Genomic DNA, 26,468 nt, shown 5'->3' on the forward strand with positions numbered 1-26,468 from the left:
AAATAGCCTTTATTCACGAAGCAGATACAGACAAACAAAAAGATGAATTGTTCTCTAAAGTAAGAAGAGGAGAAGTAAGAGTCTTATTAGGTTCTACTCAAAAAATGGGTGCAGGTACTAATGTACAAAATAAACTGATAGCCTTACACGATTTAGATGTCCCATGGAGACCGTCTGATTTGGAGCAGTTCCAAGTGGGACAAGGAAAAAAACAAGGACTATCTCAACAAATACTAACGCAAGCACAAGTATAAAATAGGCTAAAGTGACTTATCAGCTTATTTATGATATAATATATTTTAATAATAAAACGGATAAGGGGTAATAATATGGCAATTTCTTATAAACCATTATGGCACTTATTGATAGAAAGAGAAATGAATAAAGAAGATTTAAAAAGAGCTGCAAACATAACAAGCAACATAGTTTCAAGAATGAGCAAAAACTCTTATGTGAACTTAGAGTCATTAGAAAAGATTTGTTTGGCATTGGATTGCAGAATTGAAGATGTTATAGAAATTCATAGAAATGAGGTGGAATAAAATTGGGAAATCTATCACAAATCAGAAGAGCTGAAATGCTTGAATACCTAAATCATCTTAAAGAAATTCACACAGATGATGAAAGTAGGATTGCACTTAGCAAGATTGAAACAGCATTAACTGAGAAAAAATATGGATTAGTTTGGGAAGAACACGAAGAAGAAGTAGACAGACAACTTATTCATAATATACCAGTTTTTAGAGAAATAGAAGATAAAAAAATAGTAGCAGATGAAAATGCAGATTTTAATTTTCTTTTAGAGGGGGACAATCTACACTCCCTTAAATTATTAGAAAAGACCCATAAAGGTAAAGTTGATGTAATCTATATTGATCCACCTTATAATACAAAAAATAAAGAATTTATCTATAACGACACGAAAATCGGAGAGGATGACGGATACAGACACTCTAAGTGGCTTTCATTTATGGCTGAGAGATTGAAAATTGCTAAGGATTTGTTATCTGATGAGGGAGTTATATTTATTTCAATTGATGACAATGAACAGGCACAATTGAAGTTGCTATGTGATGAGATTTTTGGCGAAAGTAATCATATAACTTCTTTTGTAAGAAAAACTAAATCTATGACTGGAGACGATGGTAATGGACTAAACATACAACATGACTATATACAAATCTATGCAAAAGATAAGTTACAAATGAAACTGAGGGGCGAAAAAAATGAATTTAAAGGATATTCTAATCCTGACAACGATCCAAATGGCACTTGGATTTCTGGAGATCCAAGTGCCAGAAGTGGAGGGGAAAGCACTTATTTCCCTATAGAAAATCCAATAACAGGTCAAATCGACTACCCACCTAGTGGAAGGTATTGGGCTTTTTCAAAAGATACATTTAACAGGTATGTGAGTAATGGTCGAATAAAATTTAGAGAAAAGAAGAGAAAAAATCAAAGAGGGTTTATATTTAAAAGATATGCAAAATATAATATTAATCAATATATGACTATTCCATCATTAGTATTTAATGACAATATTTATATGAATTCAGTTGCTACAACAGAGTTAAAGATTATCTTTAAAAATTCAAAATTTGATTATCCAAAGCCTAAATCTTTAGTAAAAAAATTAACCTCACTGTTTCCAAACAGCAACTCTATAATAATCGATTTCTTTGCAGGGGAACGTGTCATAATAGTGATGGGTGCAGTTAATGTTATGAAACCAAGGGTTTCAGGAACTTTAAATAAATATATTTTGTGTATTGCTTAGAGTAATTAAAGTTGATTGCTGTAAGCAATGTATGAGAGGGGGCAAGAATATTAGTTCTTTAATAGTTGACAATTAGTTAGTATAATTACATTTAAAATAATAATAATAATTACGTATATGTAGTATTAAGCGAACTTAATTGAAATTAAAGGAGTGAACTCATATGATTAATGTTTTACCTTCACTTTTTATTTCATTACCTTTATACCTAGGAATACCAGCAATAATCCTATATTTTGTAATAAAAACAGCCGTGAAAAAGGCAATAAAAGAACTAAAAGATGAAAATATATTATAATTAAAGAAGCGTGTAGTTTATAAACTGCGTCGTGGATATAGAAAAATGTGCAACAAATCTTTTGGGTTTAGTGATAATTTTAATAGTTAAAAGCTGATAACTTCTTACATAAAAGAGTAAGATTTTCAGAAGGCATAATCCCAAAAGAGTTTATAGAATAACAGGGGGAATATGGAACAAGAGATATGTTATATGAAAAGGAGGTATGATTTATGTGGGAAAATACAGAATTAACAAAAAAGAGCTTATGAACTTTTTGATGACGGGATAATAGATACCTTTGAAGTAGGAACATTTAAGGGAGTGCAACAAATTCATCATTATATATTTCAAGATGTATTTGATTGTGCAAGAAAAATAAGGACAGTTAATTTATCAAAAGGTAATTTTCGTTTTGCTCCTGTTGGATTTTTAGAATCTAACCTGGAAGTTATTGAAAAGATGCCAGGGTCCGATTTTGATAGTATTATTGAAAAATATGTAGAAATGAATGTTGCACATCCTTTTAGGGAAGGGAATGGTAGAATCCAGTAAAATAAATATTCCATCAGAAAACTATAGGAAACAAGCAAGAAACATTGCATAATGCTGCTAAGTCCATTGAGCAGAGAATTGAAGGTTTGGGGGAAATAAAAGCTCTAGAAAACGTCAGCGCTATTCGTTTTAAACAGAGCAAGGCATTTGAACTTCATAATCCCTACCCTATTATTGGAGAAGAAGGGAATAGGAACTTTGGGGATAATGTGCTATTTAAAAAAGCCTCCTTCCAAATTCCTATCGGGGCAAATGTGGCACTAACTGGAGAAAATGGTACTGGAAAACAACTCTAATCGAAATGATATTAAACCATGAAGATGGTATATCAATATTCCCTAAGGCAGAAGTAGGCTAATTTTCCTAAAATGGGTATAAATATAACCATAATCGAAAGGTTATGGAATTTATACAGGAGGATTGTGATTACAATATTTCCAAAAACCGCTCATTACTCACTTCCATGGGAATTAAAGATGGGGATATTAACAAAAAACCATCTGTTTAAGTGGGGGCGAAATTATTAAATTAATGCTGGCCAAAAAGCTTATGGGTAGTTATAATATATTATTAATGGATGAACCAAGTAATTTTCTTGATATACCTAGCCTGGAGGCACTGGAAGTGTTAATGAAAGGGTATGCTGGAACGATAATTATTTTATTTTTAGTACTGATAAATTGTAAGTGGACCAATAAAAGGGACTATAGCTTTTGATATTAAAGGGGTGTATTAGTATGGTAGACAATGCTATTCAAATGGTAACAGAGAAATTATCTTCTTGGCCTTGCGTGAGAGGTATTATATTAGGGGTTCATGTGCAAGAGGCACCCATACAGAAGATTCTGATATAGATGTGGGAATTTATTACAATGCGTAATCATTTGACCTGATAGCGATTAATCAAATTGCTACAGAATTGAATGATGAAAGATGTGGAATTGGGAATGTAAAAGCCATTTTATAAAAGACTAGTTCAACAAATGGGACAGATTACTTAATAAATTATTAATTTTAGGAGAATGATAAATGAATGTAAAAACCTTTACTGCGATGACTGAGGCAGGCTTAGACAGAAAAGTAAATAATCTTTTAAATGGTAATTCTTTTGATGTCGTAGATATAAAGTATTCATCCTCAATTTTTTATATGTGGTAATGGTTATATACAGACAATCAAATAAAGAATAATAACTAAGCAATCAGGCGCAGTTGTGGAATTAGAGCTGCACATCAAACGGAGTGGATTGTGGTATTATAATTTGTTGTCTTGGGTGAATTTAAAGTAATCGAAATTGATTATCTGAAAGGAAGTGTAGAGTATATGAATCCAACTAGTTTAACGTTTGGAGTTTACCCATTAGGTGCGGTAGGTACACCTTCTGGGTTGGCTAAAGGACCTATTGATGATTTTGATAAGATTCAACTAGCTTTAAAGGATTTACAAGGGGATGCAAAAAGGGTAATTCCGAGAATGTACATTGTTTATACGAAAGAATGGGAATCTGAAATGTTATCCAATATAGCATTTTTTCGCGATGATAGTTTATTGGGAGACTTGTGTATAGTATTAGGTGATTGGACAAAGAAACAAGGGTCGGATATAGAACTTGATCATTGGCTTAATTTTATTAAAAAAGTAATAAACGATTTTGGCTCACATTTGGGCTCCCTTCAAATTACCAACGAACCTAATTTACCGTTTATGGAGGGGTCGAATCCGCATATTATTCAAGCATTGGTAGAAGGAGTGGTTGTAGCGAAAAAGCAAGCCCAAAAGCTTAAACTCCCAATTAATATTGGATTTGGTTCGGTACCAAGCGGTGATGCATCAGTTCCATACTTTTTGGGAGAATCTCACTAAAGAAGGAAATGATAAATTTGTTAAATATGTTGATTTTATTGGACATAATTTTTATGTAGACGTGTTTGGTGAGCAAACTCTCGCTTTACAGGAAGTGCCTTCTGTCGTGGAACATACACTTCGTAGTTTAAGGGAAGTGGATCTCGTTAAGGCTGGTATACCAAATTCAGTTCCTATACGAATTACTGAAAACGGGTGGTCTACTGGGAAAAAGTCTATTTCTGATTTAGATAGGTCTTATGAACATCAATCAAAGGTACTCGAAACAGTGATACGTACAGTCTACAGTTTACGAAGTGAACTTAACATTTCACATTTCGAACTTTTCGGACTCCGGGATGCTAATAGTTCCATAGATGATCTATTCCATCAATTTGGGGTTATGCGAGATGATTACTCACCGAAACCAGCATACTACACATTCAAGCGATTAATACGGGAATTAGGGTAATTTAATGGAGTGAAGATATATGTACGGTAAAACAATAAAAAACAACAAGTTTTTCTTGTCCTTGACAATGGTCATTGTTTTAATTACCTCCATTGTAACAATTTTTCAATTTTTTCAACCTGAAGTATTGAACATACTTCGTCGTGACCCCGAAAGATTGGCATCTGGAGAGTGGTGGAGGATTATAACACCCTTACTTGTCCATTCCGATGGTTGGGGACAGTACATTTTCAATATAGTGTGTATTATAGTAATCGGGATTGAAGTTGAACGATTATATGGAAAAATTGATTTTCTTTTTCTTTATTTAGCGGGAGGTTTGATTGGCGAGATTGCAGGCTATGCATGGGAACCATATGGCGCTGGAGCATCAGTAGGTCTTTGTGGCCTATTAGGTGGATTATATATTATTACATTGATAAGTAGGAAAAAGGTAGCAAATCCACTTTCTCTCTTGTTAAGTCTTTATATTGTTGTTGGTCTTGTCAGTTTTGCAAGTGGAAGAATCTATGTATCAATAGGACTCTTCATTATGGTTGGGGTTCTTACAGGAATTATCATGAAAAGGAAAAATCCAGAAAAATTATTAGGCACCCTATCTAGTATAGGTGGTTTCATTGGTGTGATAACTCTGTTGGTGTTTCATGATATACATGGAGCAGCAATTCTGGGTGGATCTCTCACTGCCGTTATTCTCTTTTCCCTACAAAGGTGGTCGTGACTTAGCAACTTGAATACATACGTAAGATTCTACCAGTTTATGTTAATTGTTCAATAATAATTTAATTTAACAAAAGGGCGCGATTGTTGAAAAAAGGGATAGCATTTGCTACTCCTTTTTATTTGTGTGCCCAACATGGGCAACAACTTGATGGTAAAAGCTATTTGGTAGGAACCTTTAGCTAAAAGTAAATTTATCCACAGCGACATGGAATCTGAAGGAAACTAGAGGCAAAATCCCGAACTGGCGAACAGAAGCCACATCAGGGTGAAATAAAGTGGATGAGTTTACATAACAAAACAAAGTCCAATACTACCCGAACCTTATACAGTAAATGTGACGGTTACTTGTGAGGAAGGCCGTTGTTCTTATCTAGGGAGGTCTTATGGATATGAGAAAACAGAGTATGCACCATGGTTGAAACAAGATTTGTCATGATCGTGGGAGATTTCTCTATATATACAAGTAAGAGTTTGAAAGATTTTATTTATGAATGTAATAAAGGAAAAAATATTTTTTTCACATCTGATGTAGAGCAGGCTATTAAGAGACTAAGTATAGAGTGATTAGAGGGGCGAGATTTAATTGATGCACATTAGGATTAGAAGACCAACTGAAGATGACAAAGACCGATTAGTTAAATTTTTTAAAATTGTAGTGGTCGATACCTTTATCAAGGAAGGTATCGAAGAAATGGTAGAAGATTTAGAGGAAGAAATTGAATCTAAGAAGCAATATTTAGAAAATGATCTAAAGAGCAATGGAGAACTTAGATGTTTCCTAATAGCAGAATATGAGGGCTGTATAGTAGGTACAATAGAATATGGACCTGCCAGTGACCTAATTAATAGTTGTACACATGGAAAATATAAGAACCTTTATGAAATAGGTACAGTTTTTGTAAGACCAGATTACCAAGGACAGGGTATAGGTAATTTACTATTGAATGCTATGATTCAAGAATTACAATGTAAAGGAATCAAAGAGTTTTGTATGGATAGTGGATATTCCAATGCACAGAAAATATGGAGAAAAAGGTTTGGTGAACCTGAATATTTCCTAGAGAATTATTGGGCAGAGGGTCAACATCATCTAATCTGGAAAATTAAGATTTGAATATATCATGTAAAGATGAATTCCTATAAAAATCTCTACGAGTTATTAGTAATATGACAAGTTAAATGCGTTAAGGGATCAAATCTTCCTTGACAAATATAATAAAAACAAATATTATAATATGTAGTATTAATTAAAGGAGTTTTATCATATGAGGCATAGTATTTTTAAATAACTATTAATAAAATAGAACAAGTACATTTTCCATACTAGTTAATATTTGTATGGCTTGTTAATTGTACTTTTATTTAAAAATATTCTCATAATAATAAATTTATATTTTTATGTATTATAAGGCATTGACCAGATTAAAGATATAGCACGATTATGCTATATCGAATTGTATATGTCATATTTACTTTAAGCAGTTATATAAAAAATAAGTTCCCCTGTGAAGAGAGTATTTTATCACAGGGGATTTTTATATAATTGTGGAGGTATAAAATGAAAATTATTAATATAGGAATATTAGCCCATGTTGATGCAGGAAAAACAACTGTTACAGAAGGTTTATTATACAAAGGTGGGGCAATTAATAAGATTGGAAGAGTCGATAATGGTACAACGATAACGGACTCGATGGAACTTGAAAGAGATAGGGGGATAACTATACGAGCATCTACAGTTTCATTTAATTACAATGATACAAAGCTAAATATCATAGATACCCCTGGGCATATGGATTTTATAGCTGAAGTTGAACGAACACTGAGAGTATTAGATGGAGCTGTTTTAGTAATTTCAGCAAAAGAGGGAATACAAGTTCAAACGAAAGTGATTTTTAATACCTTAGTGAAATTAAATATTCCAACCCTTATATTTGTGAATAAAATAGATCGAAAGGGAGTATATTTGGATGAAATATACACTCAAATACAGGAGAAATTAACTTCTAATCTTGCAATAATGCAATCAGTTAAAATAAAAGATAAAGGTGATTTTGAATTGACAAATGTAAGGGATGATAAAGTAATTCAAAGTCAAATAATAGAGAAGTTACTGGATATAAATGATTATCTAGCAGAAAAATATATAAATGGCGATGTCATTGCAGAAAAAGAATATAATGATGTATTTTTGGATGAGATTAATAACTGCAATCTTTATCCTGTATTTCATGGTTCGGCTTTAAAAAATATTGGAATTGACGAGCTATTATTTGCCATTACTAAATATCTTCCTACCAAGAGCTATAATACTGAAGACCTTTTATCAGCGTATGTTTATAAGATTGATAGGGATGAAAAATCTAGAAAGATGACTTTCTTAAGAGTATTCAGTGGGAATATAAGGACACGTCAAGATGTTTATATAAATGGCACAGAAGAAACTTTCAAGATAAAAAGTCTGGAATCAATTATGAATGGTGAAATTGTGAAGGTAGATCAGGTTAATAGTGGGGATATTGCTATTATTTCTAATGCTAATTCTCTGAAGATAGGTGATTATATTGGTAAGAAATATGACGGGATTTTAGATATAAAGATAGCCCAACCGGCATTGAGAGCATCAATTAAACCTTGTGATTTAAGCAAAAGAAGCAAACTGATAGAAGCACTATTTGAATTAACTGAAGAAGACCCATTTCTCGATTGTGAAATTAACGGAGATACTGGAGAAATCATATTGAAGCTATTTGGAAATATTCAAATGGAAGTAATAGAATCACTACTTAAAAGCCGATACAAAATAGATGCTAGATTTGGTGAATTGAAAACAATATATAAAGAACGACCTAAGAGAAACTCTAAAGCAGTAATCCATATAGAGGTTCCACCAAATCCTTATTGGGCATCTATTGGACTGTCAATAGAACCACTACCAATAGGGTCAGGATTATTATATAAGACAGAGGTGTCCTATGGATATTTAAATAATTCATTTCAAAATGCAGTAAAAGATGCTGTAGAGAAGGCTTGTAAAGAAGGGCTTTATGGATGGGAAGTTACAGACTTAAAGGTAACTTTTGACTACGGATTATACTATAGCCCGGTAAGTACCCCCTCTGACTTTAGGAATTTAACACCATATGTATTTTGGGAAGCTCTTCGAAAAGCAGGAACTGAAATATTAGAACCTTATTTAAAATATACAGTTCAAGTTCCAAATGATTTCTGCGGAAGGGTTATGAGTGATCTTAGAAAGATGAGGGCTTCTATTGAAGATATAATAGCCAAGGGAGAGGAGACAACTTTAAGTGGAAAGATACCTGTTGATACATCGAAGTCATATCAAGCAGAATTGCTTTCCTACTCAAATGGGAAAGGTATTTTTATTACTGAGCCTTATGGTTATGATATATATAATGGTGAGTCTATAACTAATGATATTAGAAATAATGATAATGATAGTAGCAAAGAAGGACTGAGATATTTATTTCAGAAACAAAGTGAAATTTGAAAGGAGCTTAAGTGCAATTATCAGTTAAATATGGATAAAACCTATATCTATAAAGGTTTTCACCATATGTACAAAAAAATGAACCATGGGATAAACATCAATACGTAAAACAAGAAATGGTGGTAGTATATAACTATGGATACTAAATAAGGTTTTATATATATGCTATAGCAGAGGATGCTTTAAGATCTTAGGAAGAGCTTATTATGTTTTTAGATGATTGGCTTAAACCAAATCGTGTAAACTACTCATTAAATCATTTAACAAAAATATTTAAAGAGGAGCTAGTTAATAATTAATATTATAACAATACATGAAATCCTTTCAATAGAAGCTCAAGCTGAAGAGGAAATAGGATTATTTGATAATCTATTTTCCAATAAAGACATCAAGCTAGATGAAGATATTGTTCATAAATATATTGAACGTATTGATGTATATGATAATGAAACTATAGAAATTAGCTTAAAAGGCTTTTTAGGTGGAAGGGAGATGAGGTCAAATGATTAATACTGCTATTTATCTTAGAATATCCGTACTTGAAAAAGGGAATCTAGGGCATACAGAAGACACTATAAATTCTCAAAGAAATATTATAAAGAACTTCATCTTTAATGACCAAGAGCTTAAAAAGACAAATATAGAAGAATTTATTGATGAGGGCTATAGTGGTAGCACTACTTCAAGACCAGGCTTAGACAAACTTCTTTTAAAGGTAAAACAAGGAAAGGTAAACTGTATCATAGTAAAAGATATGTCACGATTTATGAGAAATTATATAGAAATGGGTGATTATCTTGAAAACATCTTTCCTTTTATGGGAGTTAGATTTATAGCAATCAATGATGGCTATGATAGTAGTAATGAAGTTCAAAATGGAACTGAATTAGATATTCAATTTAAAAACCTTCTTAATGATTATTATAGTAGGGATATTTCAGAGAAAATGACTACTGCTTTACTTGTGGCGAAAAGCAAGGAAAATACACCTCTGGAACTCCACCCTATGGATATTTGAAAGACCCTGAGGATAACTATAAGCTTATAGTTGATGAAAAGGTAGCTGATAATATTAGATATATGTTTCAACTTATCCTTGAAGGACATACCCTGAATGAAACTGCAAAGATTCTTAACAGTGAGGGCGTTATTACAGCAAGGGCAAGGAGAAAAGAGATAAAAGGCTATGATGCCTATGCTAATAGGTGGGAATCTACTGTAGAAGATACAATATGGTCTCACAGCATGGTTAGAAGGATATTAAAAAACGAAACATACACAGGGACTTTTGTCTTTAATAAATCAAGCAAGAGTAAGCTAGATGGTGGTAAGGTTATATATCACCCTAAAGAAGAATGGATAAGAATTTTTGATAATCATGAAGCTCTTATAAGCAAAGAAACCTTTGATGAAGTTCAAGAAATATTAAAATCTAGGCATAAAAATAGTTTTATAGGAAATAAGAGTAAGTATAAAAATAGTCCTCTTGCAACTTTTGTAAGATGTAATAAATGTGGTTATAAGATAAGATTTGGTAAAAGTTCTAATGGGAAAGAGTTAATAGGTATAAATCTTTACTGTTATTACTGTAGAATGCTTGAGCAGGAAGAAAAACTACCTCATTATAAGGAATTAGAAAAAGAGGTATTTAGAATCCTTAAGGATAAGTTTCATACAGATAAGACAGAAAAGAAAAAACTTCTATATGAGCAAAAAGAACTTTATGACAGGAATGACCAGCTATCAAAGAAGAAGAGGATAGAGTTTGAAAATTATAAGTTTGGTAAAATTTCAAGAGAAGATTTTGTAGAAATAAAAAATCATATACAAGAGTCTGATGAAGAGAACAAAGAACGTATCCAAGCAATAGATGAAGAGCTTAAACAAGCTGGAAGCATAGATAACCTTACTGAAGATATTGTTAGGAAGTATATCAAAACAATTTATATTTCTGGCAAGGGTATAGAAAGAATAGAATATCAATAGTAAAATAGAAGGAGATCCACTATTAGGGTCTCCTTTTCCATAAAGTTTTGTAAGGAAATTAAATGAATAGGAGTGTGCGTATGTCGGATAACAAATGTATTATTAAAAAAGAACAAGAATACTTATACGGGTTATTAGATTCTACAGCTGCTATTAATGTAGATAGATTTAAAATAAAATGGATAGAAGAAAATAAATATATTTTAGGTGTTTCTTCAACTGATCCAAAGAACATGCTTGGTAAAGTTTCTAAATATCTAGCGTTTAACACAAGTATATATGAGAATGATTTTTCTATTAAGTATTCTTTAAAAAAGGCACTACATATTTGGTATGATACTAATTTGTCTTCATCATTCGAGGCTATTTCGAATGATAAATATAGTGATGAAAGATTATTATATTATTATATTGAAAATGCAATATTTCGTATAACTACTCTCTGGGACATACTAGCTAACATTTATAATATATATTATGAGATAAATATTAAAAGTAGAGATATATATTATAAGAAGTTGTTATGCATTGACAAAAGATATTATAATGAACATAAAATACATGAAATAGATAATTATAAGGAATTAAGAAAAGAAATGTGTGAATTGAAAAGATATATTGAGCAGGATTGTAGAGACAACGGAGCGGTAGATGATGAAACTTGGAAGGGCAATCATCGATATTTATCTGATTACAGGAATCAAATGACTCATAGAAATTCACCTAATGTAACAGGAGTTTTAGGTCAAGAATTTAATATGAAAACTCCACCAATATATCTTATTAAAAGGACCAGTGAAGATTACTCATATATTATTAATAAGCTAGCTAGCTTAACCGAAAAAATTGAATCTGAACTAGTCAAGTCCAAAATCTTGTGTAAAAGTTCCTAGTACAATGTTTGCTATTTTCTAAAGTTTTATGTAAGTTCTTGTAGCACCTATCCAATCTTCATGTTGATGCATCAACATGGCCCCGATTAAACGAGTGGCTGAAGCTGTATTTGGAAAAATGCGAACAACTTTTTCTCTTCTTCGTACTTCCTGATTGAGGCGCTCTAAGAGGTTGGTACTGCGAATCCGTGTATGTGCTTGGCCAACGATTACATATTGGAAGGCATCCTCAAAGCCTTCATCCAAACATGTACAAGCAATTTGATATCCTTTTTCTTCACTAAATTGTTCTAGTATCTCATTTTTTAAGGCTCGGGCTTGCTCAAGGTTTGTGATTCGAAACAGGGCTTTTACTTGTTCTCTGAAAAGAGAGGAGTTCTTCTTGGGGACGGTAGCAAATATGTTTCTTACAAAATGGACTTGACAACGTTGCCAAGAAACGCCTGTAAAACACTTACGAATCGCTTGTACTAGCCCTTTGTGAGCATCAGAGATGACGAGTTGAATCCCTTTCAACTCTCTTCTCTTTAGGTATTCAAAGAAATGGGTCCAAGTCGCTTCGCTTTCGCCTTCTTGGATGAGAAAACCTAGAACTTCTCGTTCTCCTTCTTCATTGAAGCCAATGGCAATATGACAGCTTTTAGAAACCACACGAGAATTTTCTCGGACTTTTATATACAAGACATCCGTCATGAGATAAGGATAACTTTTCTCAAAGGGAGCATTTCTCCAGTTTTCTACGATATCGTCTAATTCTTTTGTGAGGTTGGAAACAAATGATTTAGAGATGTTTTTCCCACATAATTCTTCCACTACTTGGCTAACTTTTCTTGTAGAGACGCCAGAGATATACATCTCGAGCATGGCCGCTAAAAGCGCTTTTTCATGTCTTTGATAACGATCGAAGATGTCTGTAGAAAATAGGCCATCTCTGGTACGAGGAACACGCAAAGTAAGGCTACCAATGCGAGTTGTGTACTCTCTGTCATAATATCCATTTCTTGAGGATACACGATTTTCATCCCTCTCATAGGCGCCAACGCCAATATATTGATTCCTCTGTTCTTCCATAAGTTGGTTAAAGACGGTAGTTAAAATATTCTTTGAAAGATCATCTTTTACAGAGCCTTCAATTAATTTTTGGATTTCTTCTTGTTTTAAGGTAAAATGTACTTGTGTCATGGTTCTCCTTTCAGGTATGTTTTGTAGTCAAAAACATTGTACCTTAAAAAAGGGGGCCATGACCTTTTATACTTTTACACAATTATATGGACTTTATCTCTGAACTTATAGCATAATATAAAGATTCAATTATATAATACAATTTAATTTTTAAATCAAAAATCATTAAAATATTTATCATACCCTTGACACGAGAGGGTTCAGGTACAACAGGTCATGCAGTTATGGAATTAAACAAAGAAGATGGTGGAAATAGGAAATATATTCTTTGTACTAACAATGAAAACAATATTTGCGAAAAAATCACTTATCAAAGAATGAAGAATATACAAGAAGATCTACCTCATAACCTTAAATACTATAAAACAGAATTTATACCTAAACTTTCAGAAGATGAGGAGATTTTATCTTCCAAACTTCTTGATTATATCAAGGAAATGGTCGAGCTTGAAAATATGTGTGAGATTGATGGCAATAGCAGAAGAATTATTTTATCTGATGAAAATTTAAAGATAGCACTTACTGAAATGGAAGAAGGTGGTGTTTTATATATTCCATCATTCATATTGCTTAACAATGAAATCAAGGATAGTATCGAGGAAAGGAAACTTGAAATTGTTACGATCCCAGATTATTATTTCACAGAAGAATTAAGAGAGGTGAACGAATTATGATGTTAGATTTATTTGATTTTCAAACAGATGCCAAAAACTATCTTTTGGATAAAACGACAGATCCAAATGCAAAAAGAAAAATCATTGTAAAAAGTCCGACCGGGTCTGGCAAAACAATAATTCTACTTTCTTATATTTATGATTATCTTCTATGGCAGGACCCTAACAAGGTATTTATCTGGCTTACTCCAGGAAAGGGAGATTTAGAGGAACAATCAAAGGACAAAATGGACAAGTTTATTCCTCATGCAAAATCTGCTAATATACACGATGCTCTTCTACAAGGTTTCAAGGGTGGATATACCTATTTCATAAACTGGGAAATGATAACTAATAAAAAGAATAATGCACTTAAAGATAGTGAAAAGAAAAATCTTTTTGAAAGAATTGCAGAAGCACATAGGGAGCAACTTTCTTTTATTACAATTATTGACGAGGAGCATTTGAACAACACCTCTAAGGCAGATGATATACTTTATGCCCTTAATTCTGATAGAGAAATACGAGTATCAGCAACAACTGTCAAAAACCCTATGGCAGAATTTTATGAAATTCCAGAAGAAGAGGTAATAAATTCTGGTTTAATTACAAAGGCACTTTACATCAATCCTGGTCTTGAAGCAGACGAGATGGACGACCTTGAAAGTGAAACTATCTATCTCATACAAAAAGCAGATGAAAAGAGAAAAGAAATTAAAGCTGAGTATGATAAAATAGGAGGAAAAATCAATCCTTTAGTCATTATACAATTCCCAGATATGAGTGAGTCCTTAGTTACTTTTGTAGAAGAATATCTCACAAACATGGGTTACACCTATAAAAATAAAATGCTTGCTAAATGGTTAAGTGAGGAGAAAATAAATACACTTGATGTTACAGACGAAGACTCTAAATCAAACTTTTTAATTATGAAACAAGCTATATCAACTGGTTGGGATTGTCCGAGAGCAAAGATTCTTGTAAAACTTCGTGAAAATATGACAGAAACCTTTGAAACACAAACAATAGGACGCATAAGGAGAATGCCAAGAGCAAGGCACTATGACAATGACCTATTAGATTTTTGCTTCCTCTATACTTTCGATGAAAAGTACAAAGAATCTGTAATACAAGGTGGAAATGCCTATGAAGTTAAGAGGTTATTTTTAAAAGACAAGTGTAAAGATTTTGAACTTATTAAAGAATATAGAAATAAAGACTATCAGTTTGTAGATGAAGTATTAGTTCGAGATAGAGCTTATGACTATTTCAAAGAAAAATACAAACTAACCAACATTAAAAAGGACAATGAAAAATTATTAGAGTCTTATGGCTTTATAATGGGAACAAAAGTTATATCTACCTTTAGAACTGGTAAGTTTATAAAACTCAAAGATATTGTTGATGAAAAGCAAGGCGAAAATAGGGAGATTGCCTATGAAGTTTCAACTCACGATCATGGAATTGATTGTTTGCACGCAGTTGATATGATTAAAAAAGTTACGGGTGTGCCATCTAACAAAATGAGGGCAATTCTCCAACATCTTTTCCATAAAAATATACCATCAAGCAAGAAGTTGTTAAATCTTTCCAATCGTGAGTGGTACGCTTTTATGATAAATAATGCCTATAAACTTAGAGATGACTTTTTAGATTTAGCTGCAATTTCTAATGCAAGACAAATGCAAATCTTGGATAAGAAAACTGAAAAATGGAAATTGCCTTTAGAAGATTTTTATAAGTATCTTCCGTATGAAACAGAAGTAGCCCCATATGAGAAAAATGCTTATAAAGAATACAACACATCTATGACAACATCGGGGTTTAGATCGACTTCAGAACAACTCTTAGAAAACTATCTTGAAAGTAGAGATGATGTAGATTGGTACTATAAAAATGGAGATACAGGTAGGCAATATCTATCAATTATTTACGGTAATAATCTAAGCAAAGAATATCTTTTTTATCCAGACTATATAATCAAAAAGAAAAATGGAGATGTATGGATAATTGAAACTAAAGGTGGAGAAAGAAAAGGTGTAAGTAAAAATATTGATAAGCAGATCGAAAATAAATTCTATGCTTTTAAGGATTATGCAGACAGGCATAAAATAAATTGGGGGTTTGTAAGAGATAAAGATACAAGACTTTATATTAATAACACAGACTACACAGAAGAAATGAATAATGAGAATTGGAAAAGACTAGAAGATTTATTTTAATGAGGTGTTAAATGATAGAAAACAATGTTCCAAAAGTATTTATATCATATTCGTGGGAAAGCAAAGAACACTCTGATTGGGTTAAATCTCTAGCAGATAAATTATTAGCAGATGGTATTGAAGCCATAATAGATAGCTATGATGTAAGTCCAGGGGATAGACTTACAAAATTTATGGAAAGCTCGATAAGAGATAGTGATTATGTAATTATAATTTGCACTGAAGAGTATAAAAGGAAAGCTAATAATAGAGAAAAAGGTGTAGGTTATGAAAGTCATATAATATCTGCGGAACTATACAATAATCACAATGATAGGAAGTTTATTCCAATCATTAGACAAGGAGATTTCAATACTGCTTTACCTACTTACCTAGACGGAAAACTTGCAATAGATTTAAGAGGTAATCCATTTAATGAAGATTCATATAAGGATCTTATTGCATCGATATTTAAAGTTAAAAAGAAACCAAAAGTAGGTATAAGATCATATTATGTTGATGAATATGAACCGATAACAATTGAGGGAGAGGATATAAAAATCGTAGGCATTATAACAAATGAAGTTACCTTGCCAAGAAATGATGGAACAAGAGGTTCTGCTTTATATAGTATCCCTTTTAGATTATCCAGCAAACCAACTAGCACATGGTCTGAATTGTTTTTAAGAAATTGGGATTACCCACCAAGATTTACATCAATGCATAGACCTGGAATAGCTAGAGTTGATTCTGATAGAATTATTTTAGATGGAACAACAATCGAAGAGGTAAAACAATATCATAGAGATACCTTGATTTTGTGTGTAGAGAAAACAAATGAAGAAGAAAAACAAATTAGAAGAAGAGAAGAACAATTAAAAAGAAAGAAGCAAGAAGAAATAGAAAATCATTATAGAAACATAAATGATATTTCAAAAGACATAAGATTTTAATTGCACAATGATTTATACCTTGAGAGAGGAGGTAAACTAAATTGATGAAAACACTTGGTATGTTATTCATCATCTGCTTAACAGCATCAATTATGATGGTGAATTTTATACTTATTATACCGAAATTTGGCTCGAAGTATTTCGGCGCACCTGATGATATCAAAGTTATGATGAGTAAGTTGCCAGATAAACCGATTTGGGTCAATATAATCGGCGTACTTATCATGATACTTGGATTGCTAGCCATTGCAGCCGTTCTGGTCTGGGCAATTGTTGATACAGTAAAATTTAGTTTAACTTTTCAGCAAGCCTTTGTTAGATTTTTAATACTATTTGAAGGATATAAGCTTTTTGATATTATATTTTTTGATTATCTCATGCTTACCAAGTTAAAATTACCAACTAAAGTTTATCCACAGACGGTTGGAGCCAAGGGATATGATAATTTTGGGTTTAATGGGAAAAGTCAGATTGCAAAAATTATAATCTTCTTTTTCGTGAGCCTAATTTTGGCATATTTACTGACAGCTTTGGTTTAACTAAAAATTCATAACTTGTAATGTTCAATTCAACTTCTTGGCTATTTGTTTTAAGGGGATGTAGCTTAAAAAGAACCAATTATCAGAAATAGATATAAGCCATGAACAGTTTATATGCGTAGCAAAGAAGACAAGGAGGTTTTTATGAATATTAGAGAATTAGTTATAAATAATGCAAATGCAAATTACCCTAATAATGATTATGTAAGTGAAAGGGTCGAGAAAGAATTGCATTATTTTGAGAAAAATAAGTAGGGATGAATTTTATAATTAAATATTTAGCAGGTAAAAATTTTATAAGGAATTGTTGCAACTTTACTTTATATATTCGGCTGATAAAGTTTCTGATATTAGTTCTGCAGTAGGATACAGCAGTCAGTCCAAGTTTGGCACAGCTTTTAAGAAACATTTTGACGTTTCAGCCCTTGAATATAGAAGGTTTAATAAACTAAAGGAGGAGAAAGATAAGTGATAATAGATACAAAAATTGGAAAGCTTTATGGACAAAAGGATGAGGATTCAGGTGTATATTCAATTTTAAGCATAAATTATGCTAGGGCAGAAAGATTTGAATATCCGACATTAATTCAAGACTATGACGATAAGGAAAAATTTATAAATAGAGAAGGAACTTTTGCCTTTCCTCAAAAATCTTACCCCCTTTTTATGAATGTATTTTTAAAGCATTTTATGATGCGACCTGAATTTTTACCAATCAAGGACCAAAAGACTGAAGATGCCTTTGTAGTAAATATTTGGACTGATGGTTTTGAAGAAAAGAAGCCGGTTTTGGTTTTTATCCACGGTGGCGGAGAGGGTTCAGGAACTGTTCCCATGTACACTATGAAAAATCTTGCAAAAAAAGGCCTTGTTGCAGTTTCTATAACATATAGGATAGGAAACTTTGGCTATATGCCAACTTGGGAGGGTGAAGATTTTTCTGCAAATCTCACTTATTTTGATCAGCAAAAGGCCCTTGAGTGGATAAGAAAAAATATAGGTTATTTTGGTGGGGATGAAGAAAATATTACTCTGATGGGCCACTGCGGTGGAGGACTTGCAGCCCTTTATCATTATTTGAATCCTATATCCAATAAATTATTCGATAAGCTTATAATTTGCTGCGGCAATCTTCCCATGCTAAAAAGCCTTGATCAGGCAAAAAAGACCTACTATCAAATGTTAAAGGATAATAAAATAAACTCTCGAGAAGAATTAAAAAAGATGCCCAAAGAAAAGTTTATGAAGATAAGAAAGGGACAAAATGATGTTTTGGACGGGAAATTTTTTGCAAAAGATCCCTTACAAGTCATACAGGACCTTGATTTTCCAGAAAAACCTATTTTGATTGGCAGCAACCAGGATGAATTTTCCATGATTGAAATTCCTATTTATTACAAATTTTTAGGAATTGCAAAAAAAGAAAAAGATTTGAAAAATACTTTAAAGAAAAAATATGGAAAATATGCTGAAAGGTTGGAAGAAAGCTTTAAGCCCCTATCTAAGGACCATATAGATCTGCAAATACAAATAATGGAACTTAATATCTTTCACTCCAGCGCCTTGTATTTGATGGAAAATTTTTCAAAGAAATGCCCTGTCTATGGCTACAGATTAAATGAAGTGCCAAATCTTTATGATGGTTTAAGAGGGGCTTATCATGGAGCTGAGCTTGCCTTTTTCTTTGGAAATTTGGACAAGATGAATATAGAAATCAGCGAGGAAAATAAAAGGGCCAGAGATTTAATTCAAAAAGATTGGTTGGATTTTGTAAAAAGAGGAAAAATTGAAGGAAGAGTTCTTTTTAATGAGAAAAAAGAAATAAGCCTTTATGAAAATCAAGAAGTTACAACAATTAGATTTCCTCAAGCAGACCTCATCGACGATTTATATGAAAGTGGAATTTTTGAAAAAGAAAGGGCAGACTATATAGATAAAAGATAAATAGAAAGATTAAAAGGTTAGTGCCTAAGATTGATGTGCACCCATAAGACTGGACACAATATTTAAATAATTATTATTACATGGATGTTAGCCTATATTTTGTAGGTGGCATCCATTTTGTTTTGGATTTAATAGCATAACAAGAGTGTTGGGTGGCTTTATTTAATATTTTAACTGTTTATTAGATGATAAATGATTTCATTCTGATAGATTATTCGTTTTTGTTTTTTAAATAATAGCATAGCAGAGGTTTTAGTATGTGTTTTAAAGGAGAATACAAACATTTTAAAGTTAACATTTAAGTCGAGAGAGAAACTTAAAGACGGGGAGAGGATATCTTCATCGTCTTTTCATTTTGTAAGAAAGGAGATTAGTATGAAAAAATTAGAACAAATAAGACAAGAGTCAAAAGAAATAAAAGATAAAATTGACGATACAGAAGAAAGATTAAGGCAACTAAAAAATCAAGAACAAAAGATATTAAAACAAGACATAATAAAAAGAAGAAAAGAAAGAACTCATAGGCTAATAACAAGAGGAGAAATTTTAGAAAGCTTTATAGAAAATGCAGAAGAACTAACAGATGAAGAAATAAAAATCCTACTAGAAGAAGCAACAAAGACAAAAGAATTTAAAGAAACACTAAAAATAATGAGAGAAAATTAGAAAAATAAAATCAACAAATCTCCCTTAGATTTTCTAAGGGCGCAATTATACACCCTAAAGGGTGCTTGCGTGCCTTTAGAGCCAAACCCTTGCAGGGAGCAACAACCATTCGCTTTTTAAAAGTCAAGGGTAAATAAACTCGCTGAGGCTCGCCCTTGACTTTTAAAATTTGAAATGAACAAAACAATTAAGCCGACATACTGAAACAACAAAAATTAATTCAGTAGTCGGCTTTTTCTATTCTATCAGGGTCTGCCCCTGCCAATCATTCACCACGAGCTTGCGAGTGGATTGAATGATTAGGCAAAGGGTATTTCAAAACGCTCATTCACAAAGTGGATATAAAAATCTATTAAGCCTCCACCTAAAACAAAAAAAAGAAAGGAAGTGATAAAAATGGCAGACAGTTTTCATTTTTCAGTAAACATAATATCAAGAGGAAAAGGCAAAAGTGCAGTAGCAAGTGCAGCATATATAAGTGGAGAAAAAATAAAAAATGAATGGGACGGAGTAACCCATGACTACACCAAAAAACAAGGAGTAATTAGCAAGGAAATATTTTTACCAGATCACGCACCAGAAGAATATAAAGACCGAAAAACCTTGTGGAACTCGGTAGAACTATTTGAGAAAAATTCTAATGCTCAACTTGCAAGAAACTTTATCATATCTTTACCAAAAGAGTTAAGCATAGAAGAAAATAAAAAGATGATAGAAGAATATATTAAAAACAATTTTGTAAAAGAGGGAATGATAGTAGACCTAGCAATTCATGATGAAAGTAGAGATGGAAATCAAAACATTCACGCTCATATAATGACCATATTAAGACCAATAAATGAAGACGGAACATGGGGGCAAAAAAGTAAAAAAGAATATATCCTAGATGAACAAGGAGAAAAGATTTTAAACAAAAATGGAAAACCTAAGACAAGAAAAGTAGAACTAACAACCTGGAACGATAAAGGCAATGTAGAAAAATGGAGAGAAAATTTTTCAAAACTTTGTAATGAATATCTAGCAAAAAACAAGATAGAAAAAAGAGTAGACCATAGGAGTTTTAAAAGACAAGGCATAAAACAAATACCAACAATACATCTAGGAGCAAGTGCTAGTGCAATGGAAAGAAAAGGGATAAGAACGGAAAAAGGAGATATAAATCGTGAAATAAAAAAACAGAATGAACTATTAAAAAACATAGGCAATGAAATAAAGAAAATAACATCTTGGTTAGCAGGCTTTAAAGATAAGCTAAAAGAATCATATAGGGAATATAAAGACCAAAGTAAAAAGCAAATCGAAAATGAATCAGGACTCTTTAACCTCTATGAATATTTAAGCTTCTATCAAGAAATGCAAGAAAATAATAGAGCTGAATTATCATTTTATGGGAAAAGAAACAAAGCAATCTATGATCTAAAAAGATATGCAAGTGGAATAAATTATCTAAGAGAATATAAAATAAAAACTATATCAGACTTACAAGGGCATATAAATACCCTAAGAAGCAAAAACTCTGAAATATATAAGACCATAAAAGAAAACAGTCAAAAGATAGAAGACCTTAATAAGTGCTTAGCCTATGCAAAGACTGTAAGAAAAACAAAAGCAACCTACCAAGAATATGAAAGCAAGAAAATATTCAAAGAAGGCTTCTACAAGAATAATCAAAAGGAAATAGACCAACATATAAGGGCAAGAACATTAATTGAAAAAATCAGTGGAAAGAAAAATTTAAGAGAAAAAGAATGGTTAGGAGAAATTAAAAACTTAGAAGATGAAATCAGTAAATTAAATACAGAGTCAGAAAAGATAAGGGAAAGATACAAGGAAATAAATCATATTAAATATGCAGTAGAAGTAGTGAATAAAGAATATGGTATCGACCTATCAATAGAAATTGACAAGGCGATTAAGAGAGGAGAAAAAGAAAGTATCATAGAAAAGATAAAAGAATATAAGCAAAACAGTGATAGCTTTAATAAAAAAAGACAAATGACTAAAGACTATTACAAAAATCAAGAAAGATAAGACCTGGTAAAAATATCTTATCCAAGTTATAATATGACCAAGAAAATAAAGGCAGATCTAGGAGGTAATAGAGATGAATAAAAGGCAAGAGCTAATAGATGAACTCATAAAAGCAAATCAAGATGGAACATACAAAACATATAAAAGCACAGAAGAAATAAAAGCGATGAGCAATGAAGAAATACAGATAATATATTTCAACATGAAAAACTATCTATCAGACAAAAGGACACACATAAACTACTAAAGGTGGAAAAGCAAAAGGACATCCAAATGAAGAAGATTGTTATAGAGTATTAAATGAAATCAGAAAACTAATAGAAAAGAAGAAATAGAGATTAGATGTTTTTATAAAATCAGAATTTGACAATTTGGAGGAACGAAATGTTAAAAGGAATTGGTTATCTATTATTTGGTATAGGTTTAGGTTTTATGTCTCCTAAATTTATCAAGCAATATAAAAAAGACAAAAACATTGAAAATACACTTGAAGTTATTGGAGTTTTATTATTAGCAGCTTCAAGCATTCTTTTAGGTGTTTTGGAATTTATGTAGAATTATAAATCCCAGTTTGCCAGATTAACAACTAAATAAAAACAAGCAAAGGGAAGTATAGAAAAATTGAAGCCTATACTTCCCTTTTTTTAATTCAAACAAAGGAGAGAAAACATGATAAACGAGGAAATAAGCAAAGAAGCAGGTCAAGCAGCACAAACCATAATAACATACACAATAAAGGCAGCAAAAGAATCAATCAACCTAGACAAAGAAATACGAAAAAAGATGAATGAAACTTTAGAAAAAGCAAATGGAAACCTAAAAAGTCTAGTGGGACGAGAAACAAAAATAAAAGACTTATATAAAAAAGGACAACTAGAAAATATAAGCATAGATCAAAGCGACCTCAAAGACTTAAAAAAAGAACTAAACAAACTTGGAGTAAAGTTTTCAGTAATAAAAAACAAAGAAAGCAAAAACTATGAAGTATTTTTCCAAGCCAAAGACATAAAAGTAATGGAATATGCCTTTAAGCAAGTCATAGCCAAAGAAAATAAAAAAGAAAAAGAAAGTATCCTAAAGCAAATAAAGAAATATAAAGACCTATCCAATAAAAAGGATAAGACAAAAGAGAAAGTCAAAAGAAAAGTAAAAGAAAAAGTGAAACCAAGTAAAAAAGATATGACCAGAGAAATTTAAGGGAGTAACGAAAAGTTACACCCTTAGACCCCCACAATAACAAGACTTCTAAAAAGCAGAAATCCAGAATTCCGAAAATCGGAAATCAAGAATTTCGATTATCGAAAGTCAAGAAAGGAGCAGATATGGCAACAAACAAAAGATATTATTGGATAAAATTAAAAGAAGAATTTTTCACAGACAAAAGGATAAAAAGATTAAGAAGAATATCGGGAGGAGATACCTACACGATAATCTACCTAAAACTTCTACTACTAAGCCTAAAAGATGAGGGCAAACTCTATTATGACGGAGTAGAAAGTGATTTTATAAAAGAGTTAGCACTAACCATAGATGAAACAGACGATGATGTAATGGTTACAGTTAATTATTTAATCAATCAAGGCTTATTAGAAGTTGTAACAGAAAATGATGAATACTATTTAACTGAAATACCAAACTTAATCGGATCAGAAACAGCATGGGCAGAGAAAAAAAGAAGATACAGACAAAATAAACAGAGGACATTGTCCTTAATGAGTCCAACCCATGTCCGACAAGAGATAGAGATAGAGAAAGATATAGAGATAGATAAAGAGAGAGAGGGAGAGATAGAAAAAGATAAAAAGTCCACCCCCATATTTTATGGAGAATTCAAAAATGTAAGGCTAAGCCAAGAAGAATATAAAAACCTTAAAGAAAAATTAAACTCACACACAGAAATAATGATAAACAAACTATCAAGATACATGAAAAGCAGTGGCAAAACCTATAAAGACCATTATGTAACAATCCTTAATTGGTATGAAGAAGATAAAGACAAACTAAGACAGAAAGGTTTAAATAAAAAAATGAACTATGATGTAGGAGAATCTTTATAGATAAAAAGAGGTGGAAAGGCACTATTAAAGACTTTAAGTCTAAAAAGGTATAAAAGTATGCCAGAGATAATAAAAATATAAATATGACACTTTAAAGGCGATTAGAAAATTAAAAATCTAATCGCCTTTTTTTATTGCAACAAAATGGAGGAATTATATGGAATTAAAAAAGAAAAAACGAAGTGGAAAAATCAACTATGAAATAAAGCGAGTATATGTAGGCAAAAAGCCGATTGAAGAAGTGTTTGAAGATATTATCGAGCATGTAGTCGAAAGAAACTTAGAAAAAGATAGAGAAAATAAACAAACGCAAGCGTAAGTATTGATTGACTAAACGGGAGTATTTTAGTATAATTAAATTATTGAGATAGTCCTGTTTAGGGAAAGGAGATTGAAATTGAGCAGGACTAAAAAATATGTAGCAGGACTTTATTGTAGACTATCAAAAGACGATGGAAACTCAGTTGAGAGTATGAGTATATGGTCACAAAAAGTAATGTTAAAACAATTCGCAGAAAGTAACAGTATAGCCATTTATGATTATTATGTAGATGATGGATATTCGGGAACAAACTTTGAAAGACCATCATTTAAGAAGATGATTACTGATATTGAAAACGGAAAAATAAATTGTGTTATAACAAAAGACTTATCAAGGTTAGGAAGAAACTATCTTCAAAGTGGAGCATATATCGAAATGTACTTTCCACAAAAGAACATAAGATATATTGCAATAACAGATGGTATAGACACATTAAATAGCAATCAAAATGATATTATGCCATTTAAAAACATTCTCAATGAAATGTACGCAAAGGATACTTCCAAAAAAGTTAAAAGTGCAATTCAAAGTAGAATGAGAGAGGGAACATATATAGGCTCTAAAGCTCCATTTGGTTATCTTAAAGACCCTAATAATAAACGCAGATTAATCATAGATGAGAAAACTAAACCTATTATAGAACTCATTTATAAATTGTGTTTAGAGGGTAAGGGTACTCAACTTATTAGCCAGGAGTTGATGAAGAGAAAAATTCCAAGACCAAGTGCTTTTGTTGAAAATGCTGAAAAGCTTTATGGACTAACAGAAGAAAATAAATATCAATGGTCACATAGAATGGTGTTAAATGTTTTGCGAGATCCAGTTTATTGTGGAAATATGGCAAGAAATAAAAGACCTACCTTATCATTTAAGAACTCAAAAAGAATGTATATTCCTAAAAGTGACTATATTTATGCTAAAGATACCCACGAGGGAATAGTTAGTGAGGAAATATGGGAACAAGTTCAAACAATGGTTGATAAGAGGAAGTGTAACAATAAAAAGGGACTCTATTATGACAACATTTTTCAAGGACTTGTAAGATGTCCTAAATGTGGCTATGCATTGACACCAAAAACTGATTATAGGCTTAAAAAGAAAGAACTCATAGACTTTGTTCATTTTTCTTGCTCCACATATAAAAAATATGGAGTAAATGCTTGTTCATCACACAGAATTGAAGCTAGGGATCTATATAATATTGTTCTTGAAGATATACAATATCATGGAAGTATGGCACTATCTGCTAAAGAGGACTTTGTCGAAAAGATAATAGAAAAGATTGAAGTAGAAAAAATTGACGAGGGAAAAGAACTATCTAATAAGCTGGAGATTAAAAAGAACCAGTTAGCAGAATTGGACAGAAGCTATGAACAGTTATATGAAGATAGGTTAGAGGGAAATATAACCGAAAGAAACTTCAATCTAATGAATGTGAGCATATCTAAAAAACAAGACAAGTTAATCGAGGAAATCAAGGTCTTAGAGGGCGATATAGAAGTATCTTTTGAAACTGAAGATAACTACAAGAAATTCATGAACAATATTAGCAAGTACGCTAAGATAAAATCGCTAAACAGATATATTTTAAATCAAATAATAGATAAGATATATGTCTATGACAAGGAAGAAATAGACGGTCAAATTAGCCAAAAGGTTGAAATTCACTACAAGTTTATAGGTAAATTAAATTGACCACTTCGGACTACTCACCAGACCTAGAGCAAAGAAGTGGTAGAATTGTTCGTCAGGGCAATGAAAATGATAAGGTAAATATCTTTAGATATGTAACAGAAAATACCTTCGATGCCTATTTGTGGCAGACAATAGAGAATAAGCAAAAATTCATTTCTCAAATTATGACTTCAAAAACTCCAGTAA

The 26,468-nt window shown here is 31.7% G+C and carries 31 protein-coding genes and 1 pseudogene; 31 read left to right on the forward strand and 1 reads right to left on the reverse strand.

Annotated features, from left to right (window positions below; translation table 11 throughout):
- The 16 genes and pseudogenes from FYJ26_RS10860 to FYJ26_RS10265 form a co-directional block, all read left to right on the forward strand.
- Positions 1 to 218: pseudogene (locus FYJ26_RS10860) on the forward strand (hypothetical protein); the annotation flags it as partial.
- A gap of 111 nt (positions 219 to 329) precedes the next feature.
- Entirely contained in the window at positions 330 to 542 is a 213-nt protein-coding gene (locus FYJ26_RS10205) for a helix-turn-helix domain-containing protein (protein ID WP_154542085.1), read from the forward strand.
- A 2-nt stretch (positions 543 to 544) separates the two neighbouring features.
- The gene (locus FYJ26_RS10210) at positions 545 to 1,777 is read left to right on the forward strand and encodes a site-specific DNA-methyltransferase (protein ID WP_229771259.1); all 1,233 of its coding nucleotides are present in this window, start codon (positions 545 to 547) and stop codon (positions 1,775 to 1,777) included.
- A gap of 163 nt (positions 1,778 to 1,940) precedes the next feature.
- Positions 1,941 to 2,075: a hypothetical protein gene (locus FYJ26_RS11290; RefSeq protein WP_255371036.1), complete on the forward strand. Its 135-nt coding sequence runs from the start codon at positions 1,941 to 1,943 to the stop codon at positions 2,073 to 2,075.
- 303 nt (positions 2,076 to 2,378) lie between these two features.
- Positions 2,379 to 2,609, forward strand: a complete 231-nt coding sequence (locus tag FYJ26_RS11180) for a Fic family protein (RefSeq protein ID WP_326831261.1) — start codon at positions 2,379 to 2,381, stop codon at positions 2,607 to 2,609.
- Positions 2,610 to 2,653: 44 nt separating this feature from the next.
- Complete coding sequence (locus FYJ26_RS11505; RefSeq protein WP_051403570.1) at positions 2,654 to 2,905, forward strand: hypothetical protein; 252 nt, start codon at positions 2,654 to 2,656, stop codon at positions 2,903 to 2,905.
- 491 nt (positions 2,906 to 3,396) lie between these two features.
- Complete coding sequence (locus FYJ26_RS11510; protein ID WP_425329678.1) at positions 3,397 to 3,489, forward strand: nucleotidyltransferase domain-containing protein; 93 nt, start codon at positions 3,397 to 3,399, stop codon at positions 3,487 to 3,489.
- A gap of 149 nt (positions 3,490 to 3,638) precedes the next feature.
- Positions 3,639 to 3,767 (forward strand): hypothetical protein, encoded by a 129-nt coding sequence (locus tag FYJ26_RS11295; protein ID WP_255371037.1) that lies wholly within the window; start codon positions 3,639 to 3,641, stop codon positions 3,765 to 3,767.
- Positions 3,768 to 3,878: 111 nt separating this feature from the next.
- Positions 3,879 to 4,472, forward strand: coding sequence for a hypothetical protein (locus tag FYJ26_RS11190; RefSeq protein WP_229771260.1), 594 nt, complete (start codon positions 3,879 to 3,881; stop codon positions 4,470 to 4,472).
- A gap of 518 nt (positions 4,473 to 4,990) precedes the next feature.
- Complete coding sequence (locus tag FYJ26_RS10235) at positions 4,991 to 5,644, forward strand: rhomboid family intramembrane serine protease (RefSeq protein WP_229771261.1); 654 nt, start codon at positions 4,991 to 4,993, stop codon at positions 5,642 to 5,644.
- 434 nt (positions 5,645 to 6,078) lie between these two features.
- On the forward strand, positions 6,079 to 6,210 hold the full coding sequence (locus FYJ26_RS11475; protein WP_369800228.1) for a DUF4180 domain-containing protein: 132 nt from the start codon (positions 6,079 to 6,081) through the stop codon (positions 6,208 to 6,210).
- 22 nt (positions 6,211 to 6,232) lie between these two features.
- Positions 6,233 to 6,760, forward strand: a complete 528-nt coding sequence (locus tag FYJ26_RS10245) for a GNAT family N-acetyltransferase (RefSeq protein ID WP_035143318.1) — start codon at positions 6,233 to 6,235, stop codon at positions 6,758 to 6,760.
- A gap of 444 nt (positions 6,761 to 7,204) precedes the next feature.
- Complete coding sequence (tet(T), locus tag FYJ26_RS10250; RefSeq protein WP_154542087.1) at positions 7,205 to 9,160, forward strand: tetracycline resistance ribosomal protection protein Tet(T); 1,956 nt, start codon at positions 7,205 to 7,207, stop codon at positions 9,158 to 9,160.
- Between the two features lie 502 nt (positions 9,161 to 9,662).
- On the forward strand, positions 9,663 to 10,178 hold the full coding sequence (locus FYJ26_RS10255; RefSeq protein ID WP_154542089.1) for a recombinase family protein: 516 nt from the start codon (positions 9,663 to 9,665) through the stop codon (positions 10,176 to 10,178).
- Positions 10,175 to 11,146 carry a recombinase family protein gene (locus FYJ26_RS10260; RefSeq protein ID WP_154542091.1) on the forward strand — a complete coding sequence of 324 codons (972 nt, stop codon included), beginning with the start codon at positions 10,175 to 10,177 and terminating at the stop codon, positions 11,144 to 11,146. The genes FYJ26_RS10255 and FYJ26_RS10260 overlap by 4 nt, the downstream gene beginning before the upstream one ends.
- Positions 11,147 to 11,226: 80 nt before the next feature.
- On the forward strand, positions 11,227 to 12,039 hold the full coding sequence (locus FYJ26_RS10265; RefSeq protein WP_154542093.1) for a Cthe_2314 family HEPN domain-containing protein: 813 nt from the start codon (positions 11,227 to 11,229) through the stop codon (positions 12,037 to 12,039).
- Positions 12,040 to 12,057: 18 nt separating this feature from the next.
- Here the strand turns inward: FYJ26_RS10265 and FYJ26_RS10270 are convergent, their stop codons facing one another.
- A complete protein-coding gene (locus FYJ26_RS10270) occupies positions 12,058 to 13,221 on the reverse strand; it encodes an IS256 family transposase (protein WP_106644193.1) in 1,164 nt (387 codons plus the stop codon).
- A gap of 224 nt (positions 13,222 to 13,445) precedes the next feature.
- Between FYJ26_RS10270 and FYJ26_RS10275 the strand changes: the two genes are divergently transcribed.
- The 15 genes from FYJ26_RS10275 to FYJ26_RS10335 form a co-directional block, all read left to right on the forward strand.
- Positions 13,446 to 13,895 (forward strand): cytosine methyltransferase, encoded by a 450-nt coding sequence (locus FYJ26_RS10275; protein ID WP_154542095.1) that lies wholly within the window; start codon positions 13,446 to 13,448, stop codon positions 13,893 to 13,895.
- Positions 13,892 to 16,096: a DEAD/DEAH box helicase gene (locus tag FYJ26_RS10280; protein ID WP_154542097.1), complete on the forward strand. Its 2,205-nt coding sequence runs from the start codon at positions 13,892 to 13,894 to the stop codon at positions 16,094 to 16,096. Before FYJ26_RS10275 ends, FYJ26_RS10280 begins: the two co-directional genes overlap by 4 nt.
- Before the next feature lie 11 nt (positions 16,097 to 16,107).
- Positions 16,108 to 17,028, forward strand: coding sequence for a toll/interleukin-1 receptor domain-containing protein (locus FYJ26_RS10285; protein ID WP_154542099.1), 921 nt, complete (start codon positions 16,108 to 16,110; stop codon positions 17,026 to 17,028).
- A 44-nt stretch (positions 17,029 to 17,072) separates the two neighbouring features.
- Positions 17,073 to 17,567 (forward strand): hypothetical protein, encoded by a 495-nt coding sequence (locus FYJ26_RS10290; protein WP_154542101.1) that lies wholly within the window; start codon positions 17,073 to 17,075, stop codon positions 17,565 to 17,567.
- Positions 17,568 to 17,874: 307 nt separating this feature from the next.
- On the forward strand, positions 17,875 to 18,039 hold the full coding sequence (locus FYJ26_RS11480; protein WP_412030672.1) for a helix-turn-helix domain-containing protein: 165 nt from the start codon (positions 17,875 to 17,877) through the stop codon (positions 18,037 to 18,039).
- Positions 18,036 to 19,511 carry a carboxylesterase family protein gene (locus FYJ26_RS10300; RefSeq protein ID WP_326831262.1) on the forward strand — a complete coding sequence of 492 codons (1,476 nt, stop codon included), beginning with the start codon at positions 18,036 to 18,038 and terminating at the stop codon, positions 19,509 to 19,511. Before FYJ26_RS11480 ends, FYJ26_RS10300 begins: the two co-directional genes overlap by 4 nt.
- Positions 19,512 to 19,886: 375 nt before the next feature.
- A complete protein-coding gene (locus FYJ26_RS10305; protein WP_154542105.1) occupies positions 19,887 to 20,177 on the forward strand; it encodes a DUF3847 domain-containing protein in 291 nt (96 codons plus the stop codon).
- A gap of 396 nt (positions 20,178 to 20,573) precedes the next feature.
- Positions 20,574 to 22,208: a MobQ family relaxase gene (gene mobQ, locus FYJ26_RS10310; RefSeq protein ID WP_154542107.1), complete on the forward strand. Its 1,635-nt coding sequence runs from the start codon at positions 20,574 to 20,576 to the stop codon at positions 22,206 to 22,208.
- 73 nt (positions 22,209 to 22,281) lie between these two features.
- Positions 22,282 to 22,455, forward strand: a complete 174-nt coding sequence (locus FYJ26_RS10870; protein ID WP_195837862.1) for a hypothetical protein — start codon at positions 22,282 to 22,284, stop codon at positions 22,453 to 22,455.
- Positions 22,456 to 22,592: 137 nt separating this feature from the next.
- On the forward strand, positions 22,593 to 22,763 hold the full coding sequence (locus FYJ26_RS10875) for a hypothetical protein (protein ID WP_004829918.1): 171 nt from the start codon (positions 22,593 to 22,595) through the stop codon (positions 22,761 to 22,763).
- Between the two features lie 114 nt (positions 22,764 to 22,877).
- Complete coding sequence (locus FYJ26_RS10315; protein WP_154542108.1) at positions 22,878 to 23,405, forward strand: PcfB family protein; 528 nt, start codon at positions 22,878 to 22,880, stop codon at positions 23,403 to 23,405.
- Positions 23,406 to 23,530: 125 nt separating this feature from the next.
- Complete coding sequence (locus FYJ26_RS10320) at positions 23,531 to 24,265, forward strand: phage replisome organizer N-terminal domain-containing protein (protein WP_154542110.1); 735 nt, start codon at positions 23,531 to 23,533, stop codon at positions 24,263 to 24,265.
- 157 nt (positions 24,266 to 24,422) lie between these two features.
- Positions 24,423 to 24,584 carry a hypothetical protein gene (locus tag FYJ26_RS10325; protein ID WP_019213949.1) on the forward strand — a complete coding sequence of 54 codons (162 nt, stop codon included), beginning with the start codon at positions 24,423 to 24,425 and terminating at the stop codon, positions 24,582 to 24,584.
- 78 nt (positions 24,585 to 24,662) lie between these two features.
- Positions 24,663 to 26,282 (forward strand): recombinase family protein, encoded by a 1,620-nt coding sequence (locus FYJ26_RS10330; RefSeq protein ID WP_154542112.1) that lies wholly within the window; start codon positions 24,663 to 24,665, stop codon positions 26,280 to 26,282.
- Positions 26,279 to 26,468 (forward strand): hypothetical protein (locus FYJ26_RS10335; protein WP_459410834.1); only part of this gene is annotated, 190 nt, incomplete at its 3' end. The genes FYJ26_RS10330 and FYJ26_RS10335, both read left to right, overlap by 4 nt.

It is taken from the genome of Anaerococcus porci (assembly GCF_009696575.1).
Classification (GTDB): Bacteria; Bacillota; Clostridia; order Tissierellales; family Peptoniphilaceae; genus Anaerococcus; species Anaerococcus porci.